Source organism: Mangrovicoccus algicola, from assembly GCF_014903745.1.
GTDB lineage: Bacteria > Pseudomonadota > Alphaproteobacteria > Rhodobacterales > Rhodobacteraceae > Mangrovicoccus > Mangrovicoccus algicola.
Genome location: NZ_JACVXA010000016.1, coordinates 34,526 through 55,973 on the forward strand (window position 1 = coordinate 34,526; position 21,448 = coordinate 55,973).

Sequence of the window (21,448 nt, forward strand, 5' to 3'; positions counted from 1 at the left end):
TACACGTTCCGGCCAGCCTGTCATGACCCGCATGGAGCGCTCGCCCCTGTCCGTTGAAGGATCGGCTTCCGGACGGATTCAAGGCCTATGACAGCAGCCCTGCAGGAGCGGGGAAGGTTGTGGTGTCATTGCTTGGTGGATGAGGTGGCGCGCGGGGAGTTCTACGCGGCGCCACACGGGGCGGGCTGCCGGCTTGCGCCGTCGTAGAGCAACGCAAATGCCGATTTTCCGTCAATGGACGCAAGCTTGCCATCCTCGATCAACAGAAACGGGTCGCAGCGCGCATGGCCGATGAGCCTTCCGCCGGAGAGAATTTCGGCATCCGGGCCGAGGCCTGCGGACCAGCAGGCGTCGCCATGAAACGCGGTCGCCAGGCGGATTGCGGTTGCCTTGCCATCCTGCACCTCCACGACGGACCGGGACGCGGTTTCGGTTACCGGCAGACCGGCGACGATCTCGATGCTCCGGGGCGCGCGCGCCCTGGGGGCCGCCAGCCGCGGCACAAGAAGGTCGCGGGCGAGCTGCCCCAGAACGGCATGCGGATGGATGGAGTTGTGAAGAACGGCCAGGCTGTACCCTGATCCCCGCTCGACAATCTGTCCCAGATCGCCATGGCGTCGCACGAGAGCGGCATTGCCGATGCCGATCTCGCCGGACCGCGAAAGGGCGATCAGCCCGGCATCAGCACGCGGATTGTGCTGCAGCACCTTGTCCACCGCGTCCTGCGGCGCTTGACCGTTTTCAAGCGCCTGGAGGGCGGTGTGGGACAGCGGCGGACCGTCGACCCCGCGGGTGTTGGGAAAACGGTGACCGGTCACCAAACCGACCCCGGCCCGGGCCGGGGTGAATTGCGACAGGGGGGCGGGGCGGTCCGGGCCGGAGGACATCAGCACCGCGAGAGGGGCGGCCAGAAGTTGCCTTGGCACCCCGCTGCGCAAAAGCGCCCGGGCCCCGCCGCGCTGGCCTTCGGCGCGGAAAATCTCCTCCTCGGCCGTCATGGCGGCGACGCTGATGAAGCCTCCGACCGCACCGTGAGCAACAGCTTCGATCCGGGCCAAGGTCTCGAGGATCGCCGTTCCCGCGCAATGCCCGGCCGCCGCGATTCCTATGGTCATGCCGCCACCCAATGTCCGTCGGACACCAGCGAAAGCGGCTTGTCCGGCGTATGCGGCATGGGGGCGGGCGGACGGCGCGCGCGGGTCGGATCAGCCACCGGTGCGGCTGCCAGCAAAGCTTGGGTATAGGGATGGCGGGCGTCGTCGAGCACCGCGGATACCGGCCCCATTTCGACGATCCGCCCGCGCCGCATCACCGCAACGCGATGCGCGATCCGCCTGACCACCGCGAGATCGTGCGTGACGAAAAGGTAGGCGAGGCCGCGCTCGCGCTGCAGATCCTCCATCAGGTCAAGCACCTTGGACTGAACCGACACATCGAGGGCGGAGGTCGGCTCGTCGGCGACGATGACGGCCGGATCGACGGCAAGGGCGCGGGCGATCGCAATGCGCTGCCGCTGGCCCCCAGAAAACTCGTGCGGCAGGCGGCCGAGGGCCGAGGAGGGCAGGCCGACCTGGGCCAGCAAGTCGGCGGCGCGGGTCCGCAGACATTCGCCGGCAAGACCTTGATGGATGCGCAGCGGCTCGCCGAGCGTGCGCCCCACAGTGAAGCGCGGATCGAGGCTGGCCAGGGGATCCTGGAACACGACCTGGACACGCGATCTCAGTTTGCGAAGGGCCCTGCCGCGGAGTCCCGTGATGTCGATGCCGTCGATCTCGACCCGTCCGTCATGCTCCAGGTCCAGCCGGGTCCCGATCCGTCCGAGAGTGGATTTCCCCGAGCCGCTTTCTCCGACAAGCGCCAGCGTTTCTCCCCGGGCGATGTCGAGCGTCACCCCGTCAAGCGCTCGCACGGGCTCCGAGCGCCGGAGCAGCCCGCGTCCGGCGAAGCTGCGCGAAATGTCGCGAAAGCCGAGCACTGGCGGGGTCGGCTGCGGCGCCGGGCGAAGGGGGGCGTCAAGCCTGGGAACCGAATTGAGCAGAATGCGCGTGTAATCCTGCCTTGGCGCGGCGAAAAGCGGCGCGGCCGCCTCTGTTTCCACCAACCGACCGTGCCGCATCACCGTCACCCGATCGGCCATTTGCGCGACGACGCCCATGTCGTGCGTGATCAGCAGAAGGCTCGTCCCCGTCTCTCGGACAAGCGTACGCATCAAGTCGAGGATCTGCGCCTGCACGGTCACATCGAGCGCCGTGGTCGGTTCATCCGCGATCAGCAGGCGCGGCTCTAGCGCCATGGTCATCGCGATCATCACGCGCTGGCGCATGCCGCCGGAAAACTCGTGCGGATATTGCCGGAGCCGATCAGCGGGCCGAGAAATTTCGACCCGGTCCAGCATGTCGATGGCACGGGCCCGCGCCGCCTCTCCGGAAAGCCCGAAATGAACCCGCAGAGCTTCGGTCATCTGGCGGCCGATGGTCAGCACCGGGGTAAGGGACGTCATCGGCTCCTGGAAAATCATCCCCATCTGCGGTCCGCGCAGCCGGCGCAGCGCCGCGTCGGATAGCCCCCGGAGGTCCTGCCCCTCCAGCTCCATCGCGTCGGCGGTCATGCTGGCACGCGCGGGCAGAAGGCCCATCAGCGCCATTGCGGTGATCGATTTTCCCGAGCCGCTTTCGCCGACGAGAGCCAAGGCTTCACCGCGCGCAATCGAGAGGTCCACGCCATGCACCACGGGCGTTGCACCGAAGGCGACGGCAAGATTGCGGATGTCGAGAACGGTCATCGGGCATCCTCCCTGAGCAGCGAGCGCGGATCCATCGCCTCGCGCAGCGCATCCCCCGCGAGATTGAAGGCCAGAACGGTCAATGCGATGGCAAGGCCCGGGAACAGCATGAGCCAGGGCGCACGGCTGAAGAAGTCCCGCCCGGCCGAGAGCATGAAGCCCCATTCCGGCTGCGGCGGCTGGGCGCCGAGACCGAGAAATGACAGGGCCGCGGCCGCCAGGATGGCATTCGACAACCCCAGAGTTGCCACGACGATCATCGTCGGCATGACATTGGGCAGAAGGTGCAGGAACAGCAGCCGACCGGGGCCGGCTCCCGCTGCCACGGCGCCTTCGAACCATGGCTTGGAGCGTTCGGACAGAGCGCTGGCATAGGCCGTGCGCGCATAGAAAGGTATGCCGGCGACGCCGACCGCGATCATCGCGTTGGTCAGTGACGGCCCGAGCACCGCGACGAAGGCCAGCGCGATCAAGGTTTCGGTGAAGCTGAAAAGCACGTCGACCGAGCGCATCAGCAGGGCTTCGAGCCAGCCGCGCAGATACGCGGCCAGCAGGCCGACCGTCAGCCCGAGGACGAGAGAGATGCCGACGGCTATGGCTCCGATCCGGAGCGTCAACCGGGCGCCGTACATGATGCGGCTGAGAACGTCGCGGCCAAGCTCGTCGGTACCCATGGGATAGGCCAGGGAAGGCGGCGTCAACGGGCGGCCGGCGGCCATTCGCGTCGGATCATGCGGCGCCAGAAGGTCGGCGAGGCCAGCAGCGGCGAGCAGCAGCACGATGATGGCGCAGGCGATGGCGCCGGCAGGCTGCATGAGGACACGCCACCAGAACGATCTGGTCCGGCGCGGTGCATCAGAGGGGGCGAAGGCGGTCATGCACTTCTCCGGATACGTGGATCGAGCAGCGCATAGGCCAGGTCGATCAGCAGAGAGACGATTACCACGGTCGTGGCGAAGACGAGGATGAAGCCCTGGATCAGCGGGTAGTCGCGCTGGAAGATGGCATCGATCGCGAGGCGGCCGATGCCGTTCCATGCAAAGATGTTCTCGACCACGATGGCGCCGCCCATCATGTAGGTGAATTGCAGGCCCATCATCGTGACGATCGGAACGAGTCCCGCGCGCATCACATGGGCGTTCAGGATCATGGCCTTGGGCAGGCCCTTGGCATGCGCCGTCCGGACGAAATCCTGGCTCATGACGTCAATCATGCTCGAGCGTGTCATGCGCGCGACGATGGCGGCATTCGACAGTCCGAGCGTGATCGCGGGCAGGATCAGGTTTGCCGGTCCGGTGCCGGCGACCGGAAGCCAGCCGAGATTGACCGCGAAGACGAACATCAGGACGAGGCCAAGCCAGAAATGCGGAACCGAGACACCGGCGATGGCGGCGATCATCAGGGTGGAATCGACCCAGCTGCCCCGGCGATAGGCTGCCAGGAACCCGATGGGAAGGCCGATGGCAACCGCGAGGACCATCGCCGCCCCGGCAAGAGCAAGCGTGTTCGGCAGGCGTTCAAGCAGAAGCTCGAGGACCGGCTGCTGCCCGCGGATGGTCTGGCCGAGATCGCCTTCGAGCAGACGACCGAGAAAGGACAGATATTGCAGCGGCAGCGGATCATTCAGGCCCAGCCTGTCGCGGATTGCCTCGAGTTGTTCGGGTGTGGTGCCCTGGCTCTGCGCATACATGATCTGCACCGGGTCCCCCGGCACGAGATGGATGAGCAGCGTAACCGCGATGGTGGTGACGAAGATCGTCGTAACGCCCATCAGCAGGCGTCGGATCAGATAGCGCGCCATCATGTCTTCTCATGCTGGGATGCGTCTTTGCGGCATCCGGAACTGGCGAAATCCGGCCCCGGGCATGTATCCCGGAGCCGAGCAGGTGAAAGTGTCGGAACGGGCACTCAGTCGCCGATGCGCACATCCGAGAAGATCGGATAGACGAAGGGCGCCACCTTGAACCCCTCGACCTCGCTGCGGATCGCGAAGACCCATTCCCAGCCGGGCGTATACAGCGGGACATGGATCGCGTTTTCCAGCAGATAGGCCATCACGTCGCGAACCGCTGCATCGCGCGCGTCGCCACTGGTCACGCGGGTCTTCTCCAGCATCGCGTCAAGCTCGGGCGAGGTGAAGCCGCGATAGGCGCCGGGGGTGTGCCAGAGCGCATAGAGGATATCCGGGTCGTACCAGGACCAGGTCATCATATCCATGCTGGCCTTGCCATCCTCGCGCTCGTTCTCCTGACGGACGCGGGCGTTCATGGTGCCGATGTCCATCATCTCGATTTGTGCGTTGATGCCGACTTCCGCGAGCTGCGCCTGGAACACTTCGGCCAGACGGTCCCGCTTGCCGCCGGTCCAGACCAGCAGGTTGGTCTCGAGCGGGTTGGACGGGCCGTAACCGGCCTCGGCCAGCAGCTCGCGCGCGCGCTCCGGATCGTATTGCGGCCGGTGCTGCGCGCAGAATTCCTGGTCATTGCCAAAGACGCCGCGGCTGATGGGGCATTGCTCCGGGATCGAAAGGTCGCCGTAGATCAGCATCAGCGCGGTGTCCACATCGGTCGCGTGGGCCACTGCCTGACGCAGGCGCACATCATCGAAGGGCGCCCGATTGGCGAATTCCCAGAATACGTTCTGGCCGGTGTTTTCGGCCACGACGATATCGATCTCGTCGCCGGATTGCAGGGCGCTCACATCGTCGAGCGGCGGCTCGGCCACGTGGATTTCGCCGGTGCGCAGACCTGCGAGACGCGCCTGCGCCTCGGGCACCGTGACAATCGTGAGGCGGTCCATGTACGGGCGGCCGGGATTGGCGGAAAGCTTGCCATGGTTGACGTAGTCGTCAAACGCGGCAAGCGAGATGCGGTCGCCCCGGGTCCAGCTTTCGAGTTTCCATGGGCCAGAACCGATCGCAACGCTGCTGCCAAACCCTTCGGCTTCCGCGTTGCTGTCGCAGATGATGGAGCTGAAACTGTCGGCCAAGAAGGGGATCAGCGCCACGAAGGGCGACCCGAGCGTCAATTTCACCGTCAGCGGATCGATGACCTCGGCGCTGGTCACCGGCCCCCACGAGGACTGCGTGACCGACGGTTCGGCATCGTCGAAGGCGCGGTCTACCGTGTATTTCACGTCCTGCGCGTCCAGCGGCGTGCCATCGTGGCAGGTGACGCCTTCGGCCAGGGTGAACGTATACTCGGTCCCGTCCTCGCTGACCTCGTAGCTGGTGGCAAGGTTGGGCACCGGGGCACCGCTTTCATCCGTTGCCATCAGCGTATCGTAGATCAGCGACCAGACCTGCAGCGAAAGCGTCGAGGTTGCGCGGTGCGGGTCGAGAGTGTCGATATCGCCATATCTTGCCCAGACGATTTCGTTGTCTTGCGCGGCGGCGGGCAGGGCAGTGCCCAGGGCCAGAGCCCCGGCGAGACAGAGGCGGAGCCTCGGTAAGGTGGTCATGGCAACTCTCCTGTCGGTGGACCAGACGGCCCGTTTTCTGCAATCTGGCCGTCGTTGCGGCCTCGATCGACAGATGGCCTGCGGGTGCCGGCGCCGACAAGAAAAACTGCAAAAATGTGCTCGAAGACATCAAGACTGACTCTGCCTTGCAGTCAGGATGGAGCGCGGAGCATCAATCCTGAGATCTAGAGATCGCCATCGAGCAGATCTTGCCAGTCCTCGTGAATCTTTGAGATATCATCAAGGCGGGACAATGCCGGTTCGCCGATGCGCAAGGCCATGGCAGAGCAAAGGTATGTCAGCACCGATACCGGGGCGACGACACTGTCGAAAACGCCGGCGCCTCGGGTGCGGCACCGCAGCGCGACATCTGCGACATCCCTCGAGACGGGGGCGGCCTGATCGGTGATCAGTGTGACCTGCGCCCCGGCCTGACGGGCCGAGCGCATCACCGAACGCAGCAGGCGTGTCCGCCGTCCGACGCCAAGGGCCAGCATCGCATCCTCGCCGCTGATCGAGGCAAACTCCTCGGGCAGGGAAAAGCCGCCGATGGGGATCATGCGGATGTCAGGCTTCACGCGGATGAGGAGCGCCCGCGCAAAATGCGCGAGCGGGTAGTTGTCGCCGAAGCCGACGACCCAGAGCTTTTCGCAGCGCGCCATGGAGCGGATCGCCCGGTCCAGCTCGTCAGTGCGGATCTGTTCGATCGAGCGGCTGAGATTCTGCAGCTCGCTGGTCAGATGCGCGCCGGGGCCGCTTTGCGGTCGAAAACGGCCCCGCCATTCAGGACCGGCTGCCACATCGGAGCCGAGACTGGCTTGAGCGTCGCGCAAGCCCTTGAAGCCGAGCCGCCGCAGAAAGCGCGCGACCGTCGCCTTGGACACGGCAGCGCTCTCGGCCAGCTTGGGCATCGGATCGGCAATGATACGCTCGGGAGACTCGAGCAATAGATCGGCCAGACGCCGCTCGCTGCGGGTCAGGTCGTCATAGACGTCAACGATGCGCTGGCTGAAGGTCACTGTGCAGGCATAAAGCCGCGTCGCCTCATGTCAAGTGAGGTAGTCCCCGAAATCCGGACACTCTGTTGAGCTTGCCGCCAACACGTACGAGGAAGATGGTCCCGGTGTTTGGACCAGTTCGCTGCCGGGCTAGGTGTTCAGTCCCGGCATCTGGTGGAGGGGATCAAGGATGAAACGATCCGGCTCTGAAGTCCGGATTTTGCAGATGTATTCGCAGGGCGCGAGGCCACTGAGCGTCTTCGGCCTGCGTGCAAAATCGTAGGCTGCCAAGAGGTCGGCGAGATGGGTTCGGAGCTGATCGTGGCTGTCGCAATGGAACCGTTTGACCGTCGCGTCCTTGATCGTGCGGTTCATCCGTTCGACCTGGCCGTCCCTCGGGAAAACGATCCCCCGGATCGTTTTCTGGCCCTCGGAACTCCATGGGTGATTGGGCTTGGTCAGCCGGTGCTCGATGCCGTTGGCCTCGCAGATCATGTCGAAGCGCATCGGCCGGGAGTAGATGGTGTTCCGATTGCGGGGCTGCTCTGCGAACTGGATCCCGTTGTCGGCTAGGATCGTGTGAACCTGATAGGGCACGGCTTCGAGCATGTGCTGCAAGACCTCCCAGGCCGTCTTTCTGTCAGCTGTTGCAACGAGTTGAGCAACTGCGAACTTGGACGTCCGGTCGATGCCGACGAACAGGTAGAACTTGCCCTCGGCGGTCTGCACCTCGGCAATGTCGATGTGGATCGAGCCAGCGTGTTCGCCATCGGTCCGAGAACCGCTGGCGAGGGCCGATCGGGTAGCGCTTGAACTTCTGGCGCTTGGGTTTGTCACCCTCGACATCCGGCAGACGCGAGATGCCGTGCCGTTGCAGGCACCGATGCAGCGCCGATCGCGTCAGATGCGGGATCGACGGTTGCAGGGCATAGAGGCAATCGTCCAGCGGGTCCAGAAGAAGCTCATTCCGGCGGCCCTGGGGGAGGAGACGATGGCGCGGCAGGTCAGCGCGGTGCTGTGGAGGTCCGGTATGGAGAAGCCGCGCTGCAGCGGAGACCAGTCTGGCGAACGGCAGCTCAGGGCCGTGGCGCGACAGGAGCGCCCATGCTGCAAGTGCTAAGCCTCCAGCAACAAACGCGGTCAGTTTGGGCTCTCACCGGCCCTGCGGCGGCGTGAACCCTTGGCGCTGGTGCCGCTCGTCCATCGGATACGGCCAGCAGTCCACTCAAGCCCAAGATCATTACCATGCGGGACACGATCTCAAGGGGGCCTCCCCGCACCGCATTTGCATGGTGCTTTCCCTGGCATGTGGACCGTGCCGTGGCGCGGCCCCCGTTGCCCGAGCAGCCGAAACCGGCGCTTCAGACGGCTGCCATGCGATGCAGCGTCCCCTGCTCATAAGCATGCGCGCATTCGATCAGTCCCTTTTCGGACCATTGACGGCCGAGGAAAATCAGCTCGAAGGGCGCACCCGAAGCATAATAGCCCGCCGGAACGGTCACACCGGGAAGACCGGCAATGTTCAGCTCGCCCACGGTCGTTTCGCGGATCGCATCGCCAGAGCCCCGCTGCGGAACCTCTTCGAGCATCTGAGGATAGACCAGCCCGTCCAGCCGATGCTCGGCAAAGACCTGCTCGATCAGTTTCAGGTAGATGCGCTTGAGCGCGAGGAATTGCGGCAGGCTTGGCGGCGTTTCGGGCGTCTTCACCGCCTCGACGAAATCGGGCAGTTCGTGCAGGTAGCCCAGGATTGCGCCGGGCGCGAAAACATCCTCTGCTGCGGTGGCCTGACAGAACGCTTCCCAGCTCTGCAGCGCCGCATCCGGGCCCAGGCGCCGCAGATATTGCGTCATGTCATAGGGAATTGATTCCAGCCCGCGGCCATCAAAGAATGGCGTGCCGGGGGTTATCTGCCTATGGGAGGCGAAATCGGTGCCGGCAAACGGGTCCTCGATGAGCGTCGCGCCAAGTTTCTCCAGCTCGTCTTGCGCACGGGCATACAACTCCGCCGTTTCGCGAGACAGGGCATCGCCGCGCCAGCCGGGGCCATACAAGCCAAGCCGCTTGCCTTGCAGTCCCTCGGCCGACAGACCATGCGCATAGCCGCCATCAGGGATCTTGTCGACCGAGGCAAGGGTCTTGGGGTCCTCGGTCGTGAATCCCGCCAGCACATCGAGCGCCAACGCGGCATCGCGCACGTTGCGTGCGATCGGGCCGACGACATCGCGATTTCCCGACAAGGGGATGACGCCGGCATTCGGCACCAGACCGATGGTCGGCTTGATCCCCACCAGTCCCTGCGCCGAGGCAGGGTTCTGGATCGAGCCACCGGTTTCCTCTGCCAGGCCGAGAACGCACATATGGCTTGCAACCGCGGCGGCGGTTCCCGCGCTTGAGCCGCCCGGCACCCGATCCTCGATCGCAGGGTTCAGCGTCGGGCCTGCCCAGCTGTCATCGGCATGCGTGCCCGTCCAGCTGAGGATCGGCACATTCGTCTTGCCGATGATCACCGCATCAGACGCTTTGATCCGGGCAACGACGGGGCTGTCGCGTTCCGGCATCAGATCCACGCCGCCCGTGCCGGAATACAGAAGACGCCAGCCTGCCGTGGACGGAAAGCCAACCATGTCCATGGGGTCCTTGACCACGACCGGCACCCCGGCCAACGGACCGACAGGCTCCTTCGCGGCCAGTTTGCGGTCAATCTCGCGCGCCGTGGCCAGGGCGGCATCGTTCTCGAAGATGATCGCATTGTAGCGCGGGTTAAGCGCCTTCATCTGCGCGATCGAGGCAAGCGTCAGCTCCTCGGCGGTAAAGCGCCCCGCCAGGAGCCCCTCGCGGATCGTCTCGACATCGAGCGAGCCGAGATCGGGAATGCCTGCGCGGTCGCCTTGGGAAGTCGCGGCATGGGTGGTGACTGAGGTCATGAAAAGCTCCTGAATCTGAAACCGGGGGATGGGCGCTGCGGGGCGTTCGGTGCCCCGCCCTGTGCCCGCAACCGATCGGCACGCATGCCCCCGGCCGCGGGCGCCGCGTCACCGGGCGATGCCGACAATGGATTTGAGCACCGAAGCCCCGACCGAGTATTTGGGGTCGACCATGTTGCCCAGCCTTACCCGTCCGCATTGGGTCAGCAGCATGTAGGCGTCGATTTCATCGAAGCCCATGTCGGCGACCATCCATCGGATCAGTTCGCGATAGGCGCCCCGCGCGGCATCCTCCATCGGGCGCGACGAGCCGACGGTCATGTAGAATTTCTCGTTTTCGAGGCGCGGCGTGCGGATCGTCCAGTTCTTGATCAGGTCGACGCGCACGGTGGTCACCGTGGGATGCTCGATCGCCACGCCGCACAGCTCGCCATCGCCCTGCGCCGCATGACAATCGCCAAGGAACAGGAAGGCGCCATCGGTCTGCACCGGCAGATAGACAACCGCGCCCGGCGCGACATCGGGCAGATCCATGTTGCCCCCGTAGTAGTCGGGGACCAGCGACGAGATCGCCTCTGCCATCGGAGCGACACCGATGGTGCCGATGAAGGGCTCGTAGGGCAGCGTGATGCGATCATTCCATTTGGTGCCCTCTTCGGCGGTCACCTCGAGTTTGCGCACCACCTCCGGCAGGGCCTGGGTCAGAAGCGCGGTATCGGCCGTGGGCACCAGCCCGCCGAATTCGGGCATGATCACGGTGGTGCCGCGAGGCTGCGGCCCCCGCGGCACGATGCTTTCGATATAGACCGCCACCGTGTCCCCGCGCTCGGCGCCGTTGATGCAGATCGGGCCGTTCTGCGGATTGAGGAACGGAAAGTTCAGAATCTCGGTCGGGACATCGCTTTCCGAGGTGATCGCGCCCTCGAAGGCATCATGGGTTTCCGCCGCGATCACGGTGCCGGGGTCGATGGTCATGACCGGGGCGATGCCTGCGGTGTAGATATAGGGATATTCGCCTTGCTCGGCCTCGGTCAGGGTGCGATGGTCAAGCGCCTTGCCGCCGGCAACGCCCTTGCGGGCCATCAGGGATTCATCAAACCAGCTCATCTGGATCTCCATCTTGCATGAAACATGAGGGGGCGTGGCACCGCGCAGGCGCCACGCGGGGCGGCCCTCAGACCGACAGGTATTGCCGTATCCGGGCGCGGTCGCTCAGGGCGTCACGATCCAGCTCTGCGACGATGCGGCCCTTGTCCATCACGTAGCAGCGCTGCGCCATCGCGCGGATCATGTCGATATTCTGCTCGACGAAGATCACCGTGACGCCTGTTTTGCGGTTCAGCTCCACCATGATGCGCGCGATATCCTGCACGATATTGGGCTGGATCCCCTCGGAGGGTTCGTCGAGCAGGATGACCGAGGGATCGCCCATCAGCACGCGCCCGATCGCCAGCTGCTGCTGCTGTCCGCCGGACATGGTTCCGGCGCGCTGATCGGCGCGTTCGCGCAAGATCGGGAAATAGCCGAAGACCTCCTCCAGCCTGCCCGGAATGGACCGTCCCGCGATGCTCTCGCCGACCAGAAGGTTCTCGACAACGGTCATGCGCGGAAAGACATCGCGGCCCTGGGGCACGTAGCCTATGCCGTGGCGGGCCCGCTTGTGGGCGCTGATCGCATCCAGGGGGCGGCCTCGCAGGTTGATCGAGCCGCGCGCGGTGGGCAGCAGGCCGATCAGCGTGCGCATGAGCGTGGACTTGCCCACTCCGTTGCGCCCGATCACCGCGGCGATCTCGCCCTCGCGGACCCGGAAATCGACCCCCTGCAGCACGGGCTTGCCGCCATAGCCGCCATGCAGGCCGATCACGTCGAGAAGCACATCCCTATGCATCGGATTCTCCCAGATAGATGGCGGCCACGCGTTCGTCCGCGACGATTTCGTCGATCGTGCCCTGGGCAAAGATCTTGCCCAGATGCAGCACGGTGACCTGGTGCGCGATCTGGCGCACGAAGGCCATGTCGTGCTCCACGGCCAGGACGGTCATGCCTGCGCGGTTCAGGTCCTGCAGCATGGCGCCGGTGGCGTAGGTCTCGTCCGGGGTCATGCCGGCCGTCGGTTCGTCAAGCAGCAGAAGCTGCGGCTTCAGCGCGACCGCCATGCCGATCTCTAGCCACTGTTTCTGACCATGGCTCAGGTTGCCGGCCTGCTTGTCGCGGTCATCGGCCAGCTTGAGGAATTCGAGCAGGCGGTCGATCTCTTCGGACAGGACCTGCGGGCTGACGTGATGCTGCAGCGCGATGGTCAGGTTCTGCCGCGTGCTCAGCTCGCGGAAGATCCCCGGCACCTGGAACTTGACACTGATCCCGCGCCGGATCCGCTCGAAGGGCTTGGCGCGCGTGATATCGGCACCGTCATACAGGATCTGCCCGCTGTCGCTGAGATGCTCGCCCAGGATCAGCTTGAAGAATGTGCTCTTGCCCGCCCCGTTCGGGCCGATCAGGCAGTGCATCTCGCCCGGCTGCAGCGCGAAATCGACATTGCCGGTCACGTGCAGACCACCGAAACGCTTGTTGAGCTGGCGTGTCTCGAGGATGGCCATCATGCACCTCCTTCCTGGCGGGAGCGCCTGCGCCGGAACAGGTCGACCAGCGCGATGACGATGCCCTTCGGCGCGACCAGCACCGTGATCACCAGCAATGCCCCCATCACGATCAGCGCGTACTGGCTGCCATGGATGGTCAGCGACTGGAAGATGACCAGCACGGCCAGCGTGCCGATCATCGTCGTCGTCAGGTCGGTGCGCCCCCCGACGGCCACCCAGACGATGGGCAGCGATGCCGCCGTCATCCCCATGGAGGCGGGCGTGATGTAATTGCCCCACGAGGTGTAGAGGACCCCCGACAGGCCGGCCAGGGCCGAGCCTATGACGAATGTCGCAAGCTGGTACTTGCGGATGTCGTAGCCCAGCATCTCGGCGCGCATCGGGTTCTCGCGGATCGCCACGATCACGTTGCCGAAACGCGAATTCACCAGGATCCTGAGGCCCAGATACACCACCACCAGAAGCGCGAGCGTGACATAGTAGAGCGCAACATCCGGATAGAGGGTGATATCGCCGCCGAACCACGGGATGGTCAGCGAGGGCATCGCCCCCATGCCGTTGAACCCGTTCAGGCGCGCGGCCCCGATTGCCCATTGCGGCCCGGCCGTCTGCGCCATGAACCGCTCCAGCACCAGTGTCACCGACAGGGTGACGATCCCCAGGAAGACGCCGCTGATCCGTCCGAAGAACAGGAAATATCCCAGGATCGCGGCAAACAGCGCGCTGATCCCCACGGCCAGAACCAGGGACAGGAGCGTCAGCCCGTAGGCATCGCCGAGATTGATCGTCAGCACGCCATAGGAATAGCCCGCCACCCCGAAGAAGGCCGTCTGACCAAAGCTCAGCGCCCCGCCATAGCCCCAGATCAAGCTCAGCCCCATCGCCATGAAGAGCCAGTTGAAGAAGTAGACATTGTTGCCGACATCATAGCTGTCGGCGAAGAACGGGTAGGCGATGGCCCCCAGCAGCACCAACCCGAAGCCTGTCCAGAAGCCGGGCCCGCGGCCCATGGTCTGCGGCCCCTCGACGAGGCGCAGTATGGAGGCACGACGCGAAGAGTCGAGCATGTCAGGCCCTTTCTTTCAGGATCTTGCCGCTGATGCCGCGCGGCAGGATGCGGATCACGATGATGACGGCGATGAGCATGCCGATCTGGCCTGCAAGCTGCCCCTGCCACGAGGTCAGCGTGGCCTTGATCAGGCCCAGCACGACCGCCGCGGGCGCGGTGCCCAGGAAGATGTCGGCGCCGCCCACGACAACGGTCACGAAGGCCTCGACCATGAATGCCGCTCCCATGGTCGGCACCAGGGTCATCGTCGGGGCGTAAAGCCCCCCGGCAAGCCCCGCGAGGGCCGCGCCCAGGCCGAAGGTCAGGCTGTAGACGAGGTTGGTGTTCACGCCGAGGGCCTCGGCCACATGCGGCACCTGGATCGTGGCGCGTGCCAGGATCCCGAACCGGGTCTTCGTGAACATCAGCCACAGGGCCGCCAGCGTCGCCAGCGCCATCCCCATCAGCACGACGCGGTAGGTGGAATAGGAGTAATCCCCCACGACGAAGCTGCCGAGCGGCGTTCCGCTGCCCGCCATGGTCGTGCCCAGCACGATCAGCGTGCCCTGGGTGACGATCATGGAGATCCCCCAGGTGGCCACGATCGTGTCCAGCGGGCGCTTGTAGAGCGGACGGATCACCACCAGCTCGACGATCATGCCGGCGATGCCCGCGGCGAGCGAACCGGCCGCGATGGCGACGGGCAGCGGCAGGCCCATATGCGCCACCGAAGTCGAGACATAGGCCCCGCAGAGGATGAACTCGCCATGCGCCAGGTTGATGACGCCCATCATGCCGAAAATCACGGCAAGGCCGCAGGCACTCAGGACCAGGAAGGCGAAGGCATCGCCGAACTGGTACAGGAAACTGAATATCGCGTAGAGGAACTCCACGACCTTGTCCTTTCGGGAATTTTCGGTGGGACAACGCGGACACAGGCAGAGAGCGGGCGCGTCCGGGCGCCTTGCGGCAGAGATGCAGAGGCGGGCACCCGGCCCGCCCCTGCGGTTCGGCTCAGTTGCTGGGATTGCTCGAGGGGGTGTATTGCGCGCTCGGGTCTTCCTGGGTCAGGTCGCAGCCGATATCGCCCAGCCAATAGGGCTGGATCGCATCCCATTTCTTCGGGAATTCGATCGAGTGATCCTCGGTCACATGTGCAAGATAGATCGTGTGCGACGCGTGCTGGCTTTTGGGGTCGATGCACATTTCGCCCTCGGGCGCGTCATAGCACAGCGTGCCATCGGCCAGGGTCGCGCGCACGTCTTCCAGCTCGGTCGACCCATCGGCGCGTTCCACCATCTCCTTGTAGAGATAGACCGCGGCATAGGAATTCTCGGCTTCCTGGTTGATATAGGGCTCGTCGGGGAACATCGCGCGGAACCGCTCGACGAAGGCCTGGCTTTCCGGCGTGTCGATTTCCTCGACATAGTTCACCGTTGCATACATGTCCTTGAGGCTGGGCGCGGTGAAGCGCTTGTGCTCGTAGCCCTGTCCGACATTGACCGAGGATGCCATCGGCAGATCGACATTCGCGGCGCCTGCCTGTTCGTAGTAGGAAGACTGCGCGGTGCCCACCAGCAGCGTCACCACGAAATCGGGCTTGGCCGCCTGAATGTTCTGGATGGTCTGCGAGAATTGCGACACGCCCAGCGGAATGAACTCTTCGCCGACCATCTCGCCACCATTCTCGGCGACGATGTTGCGCACCCATTCCGCCGAGATCTGGCCGAAATTGTAGTCGGCCGCGATCGTGTAGACATTGGGTCCGTAGGTTTCCATCATGTAGGGCAGCAGCGTCGAGAACTGCTGCTCCGGCACCGCCCCGGTGACGATCATGTTGGCATCGCAGACGCCGCCCTCATACTGGTTGTTGTAGAAGGCAAGCCCGTCGAACTGGTTGACGATCGGGCGATAGGCCTCGCGAGAGGCCGAGGAGAAGCCCGCGAAGACCACGTCCACCTTGTCCCGCTGCAGCGCGCGGCGCATGAATTCCTGATACCGCGTGTTGTCGGACTGGGTGTCATAGGTGACCATCTCGATCGGACGCCCGGCAATGCCGCCGGCCGCGTTGATCTCGGAGACGGCCAGCTCGATCCCGTGGACCTTGCCGATGGTCGCCAGTGCAAAATCTCCCGACTGGTCTTCCAGGACGCCCAGCTTGATCGGCTCGGCATCCTGCGCCATCGCGCCGCCTGCAACAGACAATAGGGTAGCGAGCACCGAAGCGGTGCTTTTCAGATTTTTCTTCATTTTTCAACTCCTTGTTGGGATTTCAGGTGCTATTTCAGGGGGTGCCCCGCACCGTTTGCAATGGATGCCCGGATTGGCTCCGGGTCGTCTGTCACCTGCATGAAGCTCTCGCAGTGATCCTCGATGCTGGTGCGTGCGCGCATCGCCTGCTTGCGCAGGATCTCGTAGGCGGCATCTTCGTCGAGCCCCTGCATCCGCATCACTGCGTTGACCGCGCGCAGGACCCAGATGCGTTTGCGTCTGCGTTCGCGCATGTCCTCAAGGACCGCGCTGCTCTGCAGGGCTGCGGCATGGGAATTGACGGCCAGATACAGCGAGGAATAGACCGCGCCGCCCTGCAGCGGCTTGGTCAGAAGGCTGCCGACCCCCAATTGCACGAGGCCGCGCAGGCGGCTCGGAGCTTCGCTGCCGACCAGTCCCACGACCGGGCAAGGCGGCAGCCCCGCGGCAAGGTCCTCCCGCGCCCAGTCCTCGGGCAGCGACAGGTCACCGTCGAGGAACAGCACCGCATCCTCGCAGGCTGCGATCGGCGGCAATGTCACAACGTCACGCTCCGACACGGGGAGGATGGCGGGCAGCAGTCCGAGCCGCGGCAGGACACGTGCCAGAAGCTCGCCCGCCCTGCGATCATGGGTGATGACATGGGCCTGACGTCCGCGGAAATTCTGGACAATGCGGGCTGTCTTCATTTCACGATCCTCACATTGGCTCTTGCCGGGCGCGGCGCGCAGGTCATGGACCCGACCAGATAGGGGTCCGGCTCGACGGGGGCGCCCGTGTCGAGAAGGATGTCGAACTCGAAGTCCTTGCGTGACACGGCGATCCGCGGTGTCAGGCTGGCATGGAAGGACAGGGGGTCGATGGTGACGCAGCCCTGGGGCGCCTCGAACGAACGTCCCGCCACGGCCTCGCGCACGGCATCGGCCTCATCGCTGCCCGCCTCCGCGATGGCCAGTGCCATCAGGTGAATGGCGATATAGGCGGCCTCGGCTTCGGCGGAAACGCGCGGCCCTTCGGGATAGGCGGCGTGATAGGCCGCCACGAACGCGGCATTGCAGCTGCTCTGAAGGGACGAGAAATAGACGCTGGAGCTGATCTGCCCGTCGGCGCTGTCGGCGCCGATCTCTTCCAGCTCAGGTTCGGACAGGTTGCAGCTTGCTACCGGTACCTCACGCGGCTGATCTATTCCGCGCGCCTGACAGGCGGCGCGCAGCGTGCGAAACAAGGTGTAGGACGACACGCCGATCAGCGCGTTGAACACGAAATCGGGCCTCAGCTCGAGGATCTCGTCGACGATCGCGTCAAGATCGGTATCCCCCACCGCCATGTAGCGCTCGGCCAGAACAGTGCCGCCGCGCCGCTGCAAGCCGTCGCGCATCACGCGATTGCTTTCCCAGCCCCAAATGTAATTCGAGCCGACGCAATAGGCACGCTGGCCGAACCGGCCGCAAAGATAATCGATCAGCGGCGACATGTGATGATTGGGCGCCGCACCCGTATAGATGACGTTGGTCGCGCTTTCGAAACCTTCGTAATGGGTTGGATACCACAAAAGGGCATCATGCTTTTCGAATAGCGGAATGACTTCCTTGCGCGAGGACGAGGTATAGCAGCCGCAGACATGCCGGATACCTTTGCCCAGCATGGACTTCACATCGCTCGCGTAATTTTCGAGCCGCCCCCCGGGGTCGCGGATCTCGGGGATCAGAGACACGGCACCTTTCGGGTCTGCGTTGATCTCGCTGCAGGCAAGCATCGCGCCATTGAGCTGCGAATGGGCGATCGTGCCATAGGGCCCGGTGCGGGAAAACAAAATGCCGATCTGAATTTCTGTACGGACCATCTTCGTTTCCAACGACGAGAAGCCCCAGAAGCATTTCTGCTTTTGGAGCGCATTTGCTGACATATCTGGGATTTGGGAATGACGTTGTACGAGCGCATTTGCTCTCCGCCACGTAGAGACGCTATGAAGCGGTCACACGTCTGTCAATTGCCCTGAGGACCTGATTGGCCGGATCAGTCGCGCCGATTAAACTTCGTTCAGCTCGCGGCTATTTGGTCAAAAGTTACGCGGATCTTGTTTTTCCGATCGGGGACATTCCCGAGAGTCAGGTCGTGGCAAGCAACGCCTATGGTTATCCTCGTCTCACGCAGCTCCTGAATGTCGACTCCAAGCAGTTCGCCTTCATGCGCCGGCTGGCCGACCTGGCCACTTCGCAATAGCCGCAGGTGCCTGATGAAGCGCCTTCAAGGTAGTCAGCGGTCTCCGCGACGGGAAAGACCTTGAATAGCCCCGTGTTTCTTAGACGCCTTCTTGTCTCAGTTTCTGCTGCCGCTCGAACGCGACAGGCGATGGACATATGTCGACCATCCGCCTGGCCACGTTCCTCGTCGTCGTGGCAATCCGGGTGCGGGAGGAGGCGATGCAATAGCAGGGCATCAGCGATCCGCGGGGGCGGGAATTCCGTCACCGCGGCGCAGCAAGTTCTGAGCCGCGCTCCGCCCTTTCGCCATGAACGACTTCATATCAATACGTTAAGTGTAGTTAAGACGGTTTTGCGGAAGTGGATATGATCTTGAATTGGTGTCAGAGATGCGCCTCAGCCTCGAACCGCGCGCGGTTCGGCGTGACGATGGCGGTGGAGGTGGCGGTTTCGGAGAAATCCGCGTCGGCTCCGTAGATGTCGAGGGCGACGCCTGTGGCCAGCTGCTCGGGCGTCCCGTCGAAGACGATCCGCCCGTCGAGCATGCCGATGATCCGGTCGCAGTAGCGCCTCGCGGTGTCCAGCATGTGGAGGTTGGCGATTACCATGCGGCCGATGACGCCGATCATTGCCGGTTCCCGCATCTCGAAGCTGGCCCGGTTCACGGCCGTTCTTGCGCCGAAGTGCCGAGTGAGTGTCTCGACCTGAAGCACGCGTCATCCTTTGTTCAGCGGCGTTGCTAGGCTGGGTCGAAAACGGAAGCGTGACGGGTTTGCGAATGAAATGTGCAGATTGCCGGAAGGGTCGCCGATGTCCCGGATGGGTTTGCTGCCGCTTTCGGGGCGGACGCGCCCCGACGAGCGACGGCCGGGGGCTGCGCCGGGCTCAGGCGCGACGCTGTCGCGCGGAGCACCGGGCCGGGTCCTGGACCACCGGCCCGTTGGTGCCTCCGCGGAAACGAACCAGGTCAGAACGCAAAATCCTGCAACGGCAGCCACGCGGCGCCGATGCAAGAGGCGTCGTCCCCGACCTGCGACAGGATCAGGTCCGGCAGGCGCCGGGCAAATCCGTAGCGCTTGCGCCGGAAGTAGGTGGACCTTTCGGCCAACTTGCTTGCCAGGTTCACCGGGGCATCCCCCCCCAGGACGATGCAATCAGGATCGATCAGACCGGAAATGGCGCTGATCATGCTGTCGAACTGAGGCTGCACGCGCCGAAGCCAGTCTTCGACCTCCGGCCATTCCTCGGCCACCGCCCGGCCGAGATCGGGCAGGCCTGCGACATGGCGCCCGGACCGCCGCAGCTTTTCAATCAGAAGGCCGGGTGCGGGGCGGAGATGATAGACGGCATCGGGAAAGATCCCCCCAATTTCACCTGCATTCCCGTAGGCACCTGTCATCAGCCGTCCGTCCGAATAGATTCCCGAGCCCAACCCGTAACTCATGTCCACGTAGACGAGGCTGTCGTGCTGCTTGCCCGCGCCGAACATGGCTTCGCCCAGGGCGGCGGCGCTGGACGTGTTCTCGGACCAGCACGGCACACCGAATCGCCGCGACACGCGGGGCGCGATCTCGACCTTCGACCAGTGCGACAGGGTATGGGGGGGGCTGTAGCGCCAGTCCGCGATCACGTAGCCCGCAATCGCGAAGCCTATCCCCAGGACGTCGTCCCGGGAAAACTCCATCTCCTCCAGAAGCTCCGTGAAACAGGCGTCGATCCGGTCGAGGACGTCATCCACCGGGTCTCCGTCGATCTCGAATGAGCGCATCTTTTGGCCACCCGCGAAATCGCTGCAGGAGATCCCGACCCTGCTGGTACTCAGGGCGACGCCGAGGGAACAGGCGAAGCGCGGGTTGAGGCGAACGCTCGGGCTTGGCTGGCCGCGTCGGCCGGCCGCCGCGCGACCGAAGACGATCAGCCCGTCATCCAGCAAGCCGCCGAGCAGCCGATGCACCGATTGCTGGGCGAGATCCATGTCAGCGCCGATTTCCGCCCGTGTCACGTCGGGCCTGCGCCGGACGATAGACAGAAGGCGCCGTTCGCTGGGCCGGACCAGGCCGCCCTCGTGCCGGCGAAAGCGCTCCGGAAGAAGCGTCTCTGGTGCAACGGGAAAGCAATTCTGCGGCATCGACATACGAAACAGTCCATTCGGATTTCCGGAGCTGATGGCGGAACGTCTTGCCCGGGGCAAGCGCCCATCTGGACGTCTCCGCGAACTAGGCCCCGCAGGCCACGCGGAAACCGGCATGGCCGGTGGTGCTGTCGGGCGTGTTCCGGGTGCGGGAATGGACGTGATACCGGTCGCAATAGCTGGCGTGGCACAGGTAGGACCCCCCGCGCTGCACACGCTCCGTCCCCGCCCGCGGCACCTGGGCGCCGCCCGGCAAGGGCCCGAAACGGTCCGCGGCCCATTCCCAGACATTTCCCGTCATGTTGAACAGCCCGTAGCCGTTCGGAGCGAAGCTGTCCGCCGCGACGGTACCGCGCCAATCCTGCCCGGTGGCGGGCGCATCGGGAAAGGTGCCCTCGAAGGTATTCATCGCCTGTTGCCCGCCCGGCCGGAACGCGTTGCCCCAGGGAAACTTCCGGCGCGCCAGGCCGCCGCGGGCGGCGCGTTCCCACTCCACCTCGGAGGGCAGGCGCAGCCCGGACCACCGGCAATAGGCCAAGGCGTCGAACCAGGCGATGTGAACCGCCGGATGATCCGCCCGTCCGTCGGTGCCCGAGCCAGGGCCCTCGGGCGCCGCCCAGCATGCGCCCTCAACCGCGTGCCACCAGGGCATCCCCAGCGGCGCGCGGGGATGGGCCTGCGGCCGGGCCACCAGCAGGTGAAACACGAAGCTCCAGCCTTCGGTTTCGGCCACCGTCCGGTAGCCCGTCGCCGCGACGAAGCGTCCGAACTGTGCGTTGGTCACCGAGGTGGGCGCGATCCGGAACGGCGCGACCTTCACCTTGCGCCGGGGCGCATCCAGGTCACCGGCGTAGCGCGACATGCGGGCTCCCATCTCGAAGAAGCCCCCGGGAACGGGCCGCAGCATCTGGCGCAGCTCCGCCTGCACCTCCGGCGGCGCCGGGAGGACATCGAGGGCCCGCCGCAGATGCGCGTCCTCGTCGGCAGAGGCCGCGCCGGCGGGCCCGCAGCAGGAGGCGCTCGCGGCGGGGTCGGCCGTCATGCAACCG

Annotated in this window: 17 protein-coding genes and 2 pseudogenes; all 19 read right to left on the bottom strand. The window is 64.8% G+C overall.

Annotation, left to right across the window (positions count from 1 at the left end):
• Positions 1 to 161 precede the first annotated feature (161 nt).
• The 19 genes and pseudogenes from ICN82_RS07895 to ICN82_RS07985 all read right to left on the bottom strand — a co-directional run bounded on the left by ICN82_RS07895 (position 162) and on the right by ICN82_RS07985 (position 21,441).
• Positions 162 to 1,115: a DUF6963 family protein gene (locus tag ICN82_RS07895; protein WP_193181494.1), complete on the bottom strand. Its 954-nt coding sequence runs from the start codon at positions 1,113 to 1,115 to the stop codon at positions 162 to 164.
• A complete protein-coding gene (locus ICN82_RS07900) occupies positions 1,112 to 2,782 on the bottom strand; it encodes an ABC transporter ATP-binding protein (protein WP_193181495.1) in 1,671 nt (556 codons plus the stop codon). Before ICN82_RS07900 ends, ICN82_RS07895 begins: the two co-directional genes overlap by 4 nt.
• Entirely contained in the window at positions 2,779 to 3,660 is an 882-nt protein-coding gene (locus tag ICN82_RS07905; RefSeq protein ID WP_193181496.1) for an ABC transporter permease, read from the bottom strand. Before ICN82_RS07905 ends, ICN82_RS07900 begins: the two co-directional genes overlap by 4 nt.
• Positions 3,657 to 4,583, bottom strand: a complete 927-nt coding sequence (locus tag ICN82_RS07910; protein WP_193181497.1) for an ABC transporter permease — start codon at positions 4,581 to 4,583, stop codon at positions 3,657 to 3,659. Before ICN82_RS07910 ends, ICN82_RS07905 begins: the two co-directional genes overlap by 4 nt.
• Before the next feature lie 107 nt (positions 4,584 to 4,690).
• Positions 4,691 to 6,241: an ABC transporter substrate-binding protein gene (locus ICN82_RS07915; protein ID WP_193181498.1), complete on the bottom strand. Its 1,551-nt coding sequence runs from the start codon at positions 6,239 to 6,241 to the stop codon at positions 4,691 to 4,693.
• 185 nt (positions 6,242 to 6,426) lie between these two features.
• Entirely contained in the window at positions 6,427 to 7,260 is an 834-nt protein-coding gene (locus tag ICN82_RS07920) for a MurR/RpiR family transcriptional regulator (protein ID WP_193181499.1), read from the bottom strand.
• 129 nt (positions 7,261 to 7,389) lie between these two features.
• Positions 7,390 to 8,212 (bottom strand): annotated as a pseudogene (locus ICN82_RS07925) (DDE-type integrase/transposase/recombinase); the annotation flags it as partial.
• Positions 8,213 to 8,600: 388 nt separating this feature from the next.
• Entirely contained in the window at positions 8,601 to 10,166 is a 1,566-nt protein-coding gene (locus ICN82_RS07930) for an amidase (RefSeq protein WP_193181500.1), read from the bottom strand.
• 108 nt (positions 10,167 to 10,274) lie between these two features.
• Complete coding sequence (locus ICN82_RS07935) at positions 10,275 to 11,273, bottom strand: acetamidase/formamidase family protein (RefSeq protein ID WP_193181502.1); 999 nt, start codon at positions 11,271 to 11,273, stop codon at positions 10,275 to 10,277.
• 67 nt (positions 11,274 to 11,340) lie between these two features.
• Positions 11,341 to 12,054, bottom strand: a complete 714-nt coding sequence (locus ICN82_RS07940; RefSeq protein WP_193181504.1) for an ABC transporter ATP-binding protein — start codon at positions 12,052 to 12,054, stop codon at positions 11,341 to 11,343.
• Positions 12,047 to 12,763: an ABC transporter ATP-binding protein gene (locus tag ICN82_RS07945; protein WP_193181506.1), complete on the bottom strand. Its 717-nt coding sequence runs from the start codon at positions 12,761 to 12,763 to the stop codon at positions 12,047 to 12,049. The genes ICN82_RS07940 and ICN82_RS07945 overlap by 8 nt, the downstream gene beginning before the upstream one ends.
• Positions 12,763 to 13,833: an ABC transporter permease subunit gene (locus ICN82_RS07950; protein ID WP_193181507.1), complete on the bottom strand. Its 1,071-nt coding sequence runs from the start codon at positions 13,831 to 13,833 to the stop codon at positions 12,763 to 12,765. The genes ICN82_RS07945 and ICN82_RS07950 overlap by 1 nt, the downstream gene beginning before the upstream one ends.
• A 1-nt stretch (position 13,834) precedes the next feature.
• Positions 13,835 to 14,707, bottom strand: a complete 873-nt coding sequence (locus ICN82_RS07955) for an ABC transporter permease subunit (protein WP_193181508.1) — start codon at positions 14,705 to 14,707, stop codon at positions 13,835 to 13,837.
• A gap of 121 nt (positions 14,708 to 14,828) precedes the next feature.
• A complete protein-coding gene (locus tag ICN82_RS07960) occupies positions 14,829 to 16,064 on the bottom strand; it encodes an urea ABC transporter substrate-binding protein (RefSeq protein WP_193181509.1) in 1,236 nt (411 codons plus the stop codon).
• Between the two features lie 29 nt (positions 16,065 to 16,093).
• Positions 16,094 to 16,753 (bottom strand): ANTAR domain-containing response regulator, encoded by a 660-nt coding sequence (locus tag ICN82_RS07965; RefSeq protein ID WP_193181510.1) that lies wholly within the window; start codon positions 16,751 to 16,753, stop codon positions 16,094 to 16,096.
• Positions 16,750 to 17,907, bottom strand: coding sequence for a transporter substrate-binding domain-containing protein (locus tag ICN82_RS07970; RefSeq protein WP_193181511.1), 1,158 nt, complete (start codon positions 17,905 to 17,907; stop codon positions 16,750 to 16,752). The genes ICN82_RS07965 and ICN82_RS07970 overlap by 4 nt, the downstream gene beginning before the upstream one ends.
• Before the next feature lie 744 nt (positions 17,908 to 18,651).
• Positions 18,652 to 18,882 (bottom strand): annotated as a pseudogene (locus tag ICN82_RS07975) (phosphonate ABC transporter ATP-binding protein); the annotation flags it as partial.
• 353 nt (positions 18,883 to 19,235) lie between these two features.
• On the bottom strand, positions 19,236 to 20,516 hold the full coding sequence (locus ICN82_RS07980) for an ROK family protein (RefSeq protein WP_407943752.1): 1,281 nt from the start codon (positions 20,514 to 20,516) through the stop codon (positions 19,236 to 19,238).
• On the bottom strand, positions 20,485 to 21,441 hold the full coding sequence (locus ICN82_RS07985) for a formylglycine-generating enzyme family protein (protein WP_193181513.1): 957 nt from the start codon (positions 21,439 to 21,441) through the stop codon (positions 20,485 to 20,487). Before ICN82_RS07985 ends, ICN82_RS07980 begins: the two co-directional genes overlap by 32 nt.
• Between the last annotated feature and the right edge of the window lie 7 nt (positions 21,442 to 21,448).

What these genes read in the sequence shown, in the direction of transcription:
- ICN82_RS07895 (WP_193181494.1), bottom strand. Translation starts at nt 1,115, where the DNA reads ATGACCATAGGAATCGCGGCGGCCGGGCATTGCGCGGGAACGGCGATC.
- ICN82_RS07900 (WP_193181495.1), bottom strand. Translation starts at nt 2,782, where the DNA reads ATGACCGTTCTCGACATCCGCAATCTTGCCGTCGCCTTCGGTGCAACG.
- ICN82_RS07905 (WP_193181496.1), bottom strand. Translation starts at nt 3,660, where the DNA reads ATGACCGCCTTCGCCCCCTCTGATGCACCGCGCCGGACCAGATCGTTC.
- ICN82_RS07910 (WP_193181497.1), bottom strand. Translation starts at nt 4,583, where the DNA reads ATGGCGCGCTATCTGATCCGACGCCTGCTGATGGGCGTTACGACGATC.
- ICN82_RS07915 (WP_193181498.1), bottom strand. Translation starts at nt 6,241, where the DNA reads ATGACCACCTTACCGAGGCTCCGCCTCTGTCTCGCCGGGGCTCTGGCC.
- ICN82_RS07930 (WP_193181500.1), bottom strand. Translation starts at nt 10,166, where the DNA reads ATGACCTCAGTCACCACCCATGCCGCGACTTCCCAAGGCGACCGCGCA.
- ICN82_RS07935 (WP_193181502.1), bottom strand. Translation starts at nt 11,273, where the DNA reads ATGAGCTGGTTTGATGAATCCCTGATGGCCCGCAAGGGCGTTGCCGGC.
- ICN82_RS07940 (WP_193181504.1), bottom strand. Translation starts at nt 12,054, where the DNA reads ATGCATAGGGATGTGCTTCTCGACGTGATCGGCCTGCATGGCGGCTAT.
- ICN82_RS07945 (WP_193181506.1), bottom strand. Translation starts at nt 12,763, where the DNA reads ATGGCCATCCTCGAGACACGCCAGCTCAACAAGCGTTTCGGTGGTCTG.
- ICN82_RS07950 (WP_193181507.1), bottom strand. Translation starts at nt 13,833, where the DNA reads ATGCTCGACTCTTCGCGTCGTGCCTCCATACTGCGCCTCGTCGAGGGG.
- ICN82_RS07960 (WP_193181509.1), bottom strand. Translation starts at nt 16,064, where the DNA reads ATGAAGAAAAATCTGAAAAGCACCGCTTCGGTGCTCGCTACCCTATTG.
- ICN82_RS07965 (WP_193181510.1), bottom strand. Translation starts at nt 16,753, where the DNA reads ATGAAGACAGCCCGCATTGTCCAGAATTTCCGCGGACGTCAGGCCCAT.
- ICN82_RS07970 (WP_193181511.1), bottom strand. Translation starts at nt 17,907, where the DNA reads ATGGTCCGTACAGAAATTCAGATCGGCATTTTGTTTTCCCGCACCGGG.
- ICN82_RS07980 (WP_407943752.1), bottom strand. Translation starts at nt 20,516, where the DNA reads ATGCCGGTTTCCGCGTGGCCTGCGGGGCCTAGTTCGCGGAGACGTCCA.
- ICN82_RS07985 (WP_193181513.1), bottom strand. Translation starts at nt 21,441, where the DNA reads ATGACGGCCGACCCCGCCGCGAGCGCCTCCTGCTGCGGGCCCGCCGGC.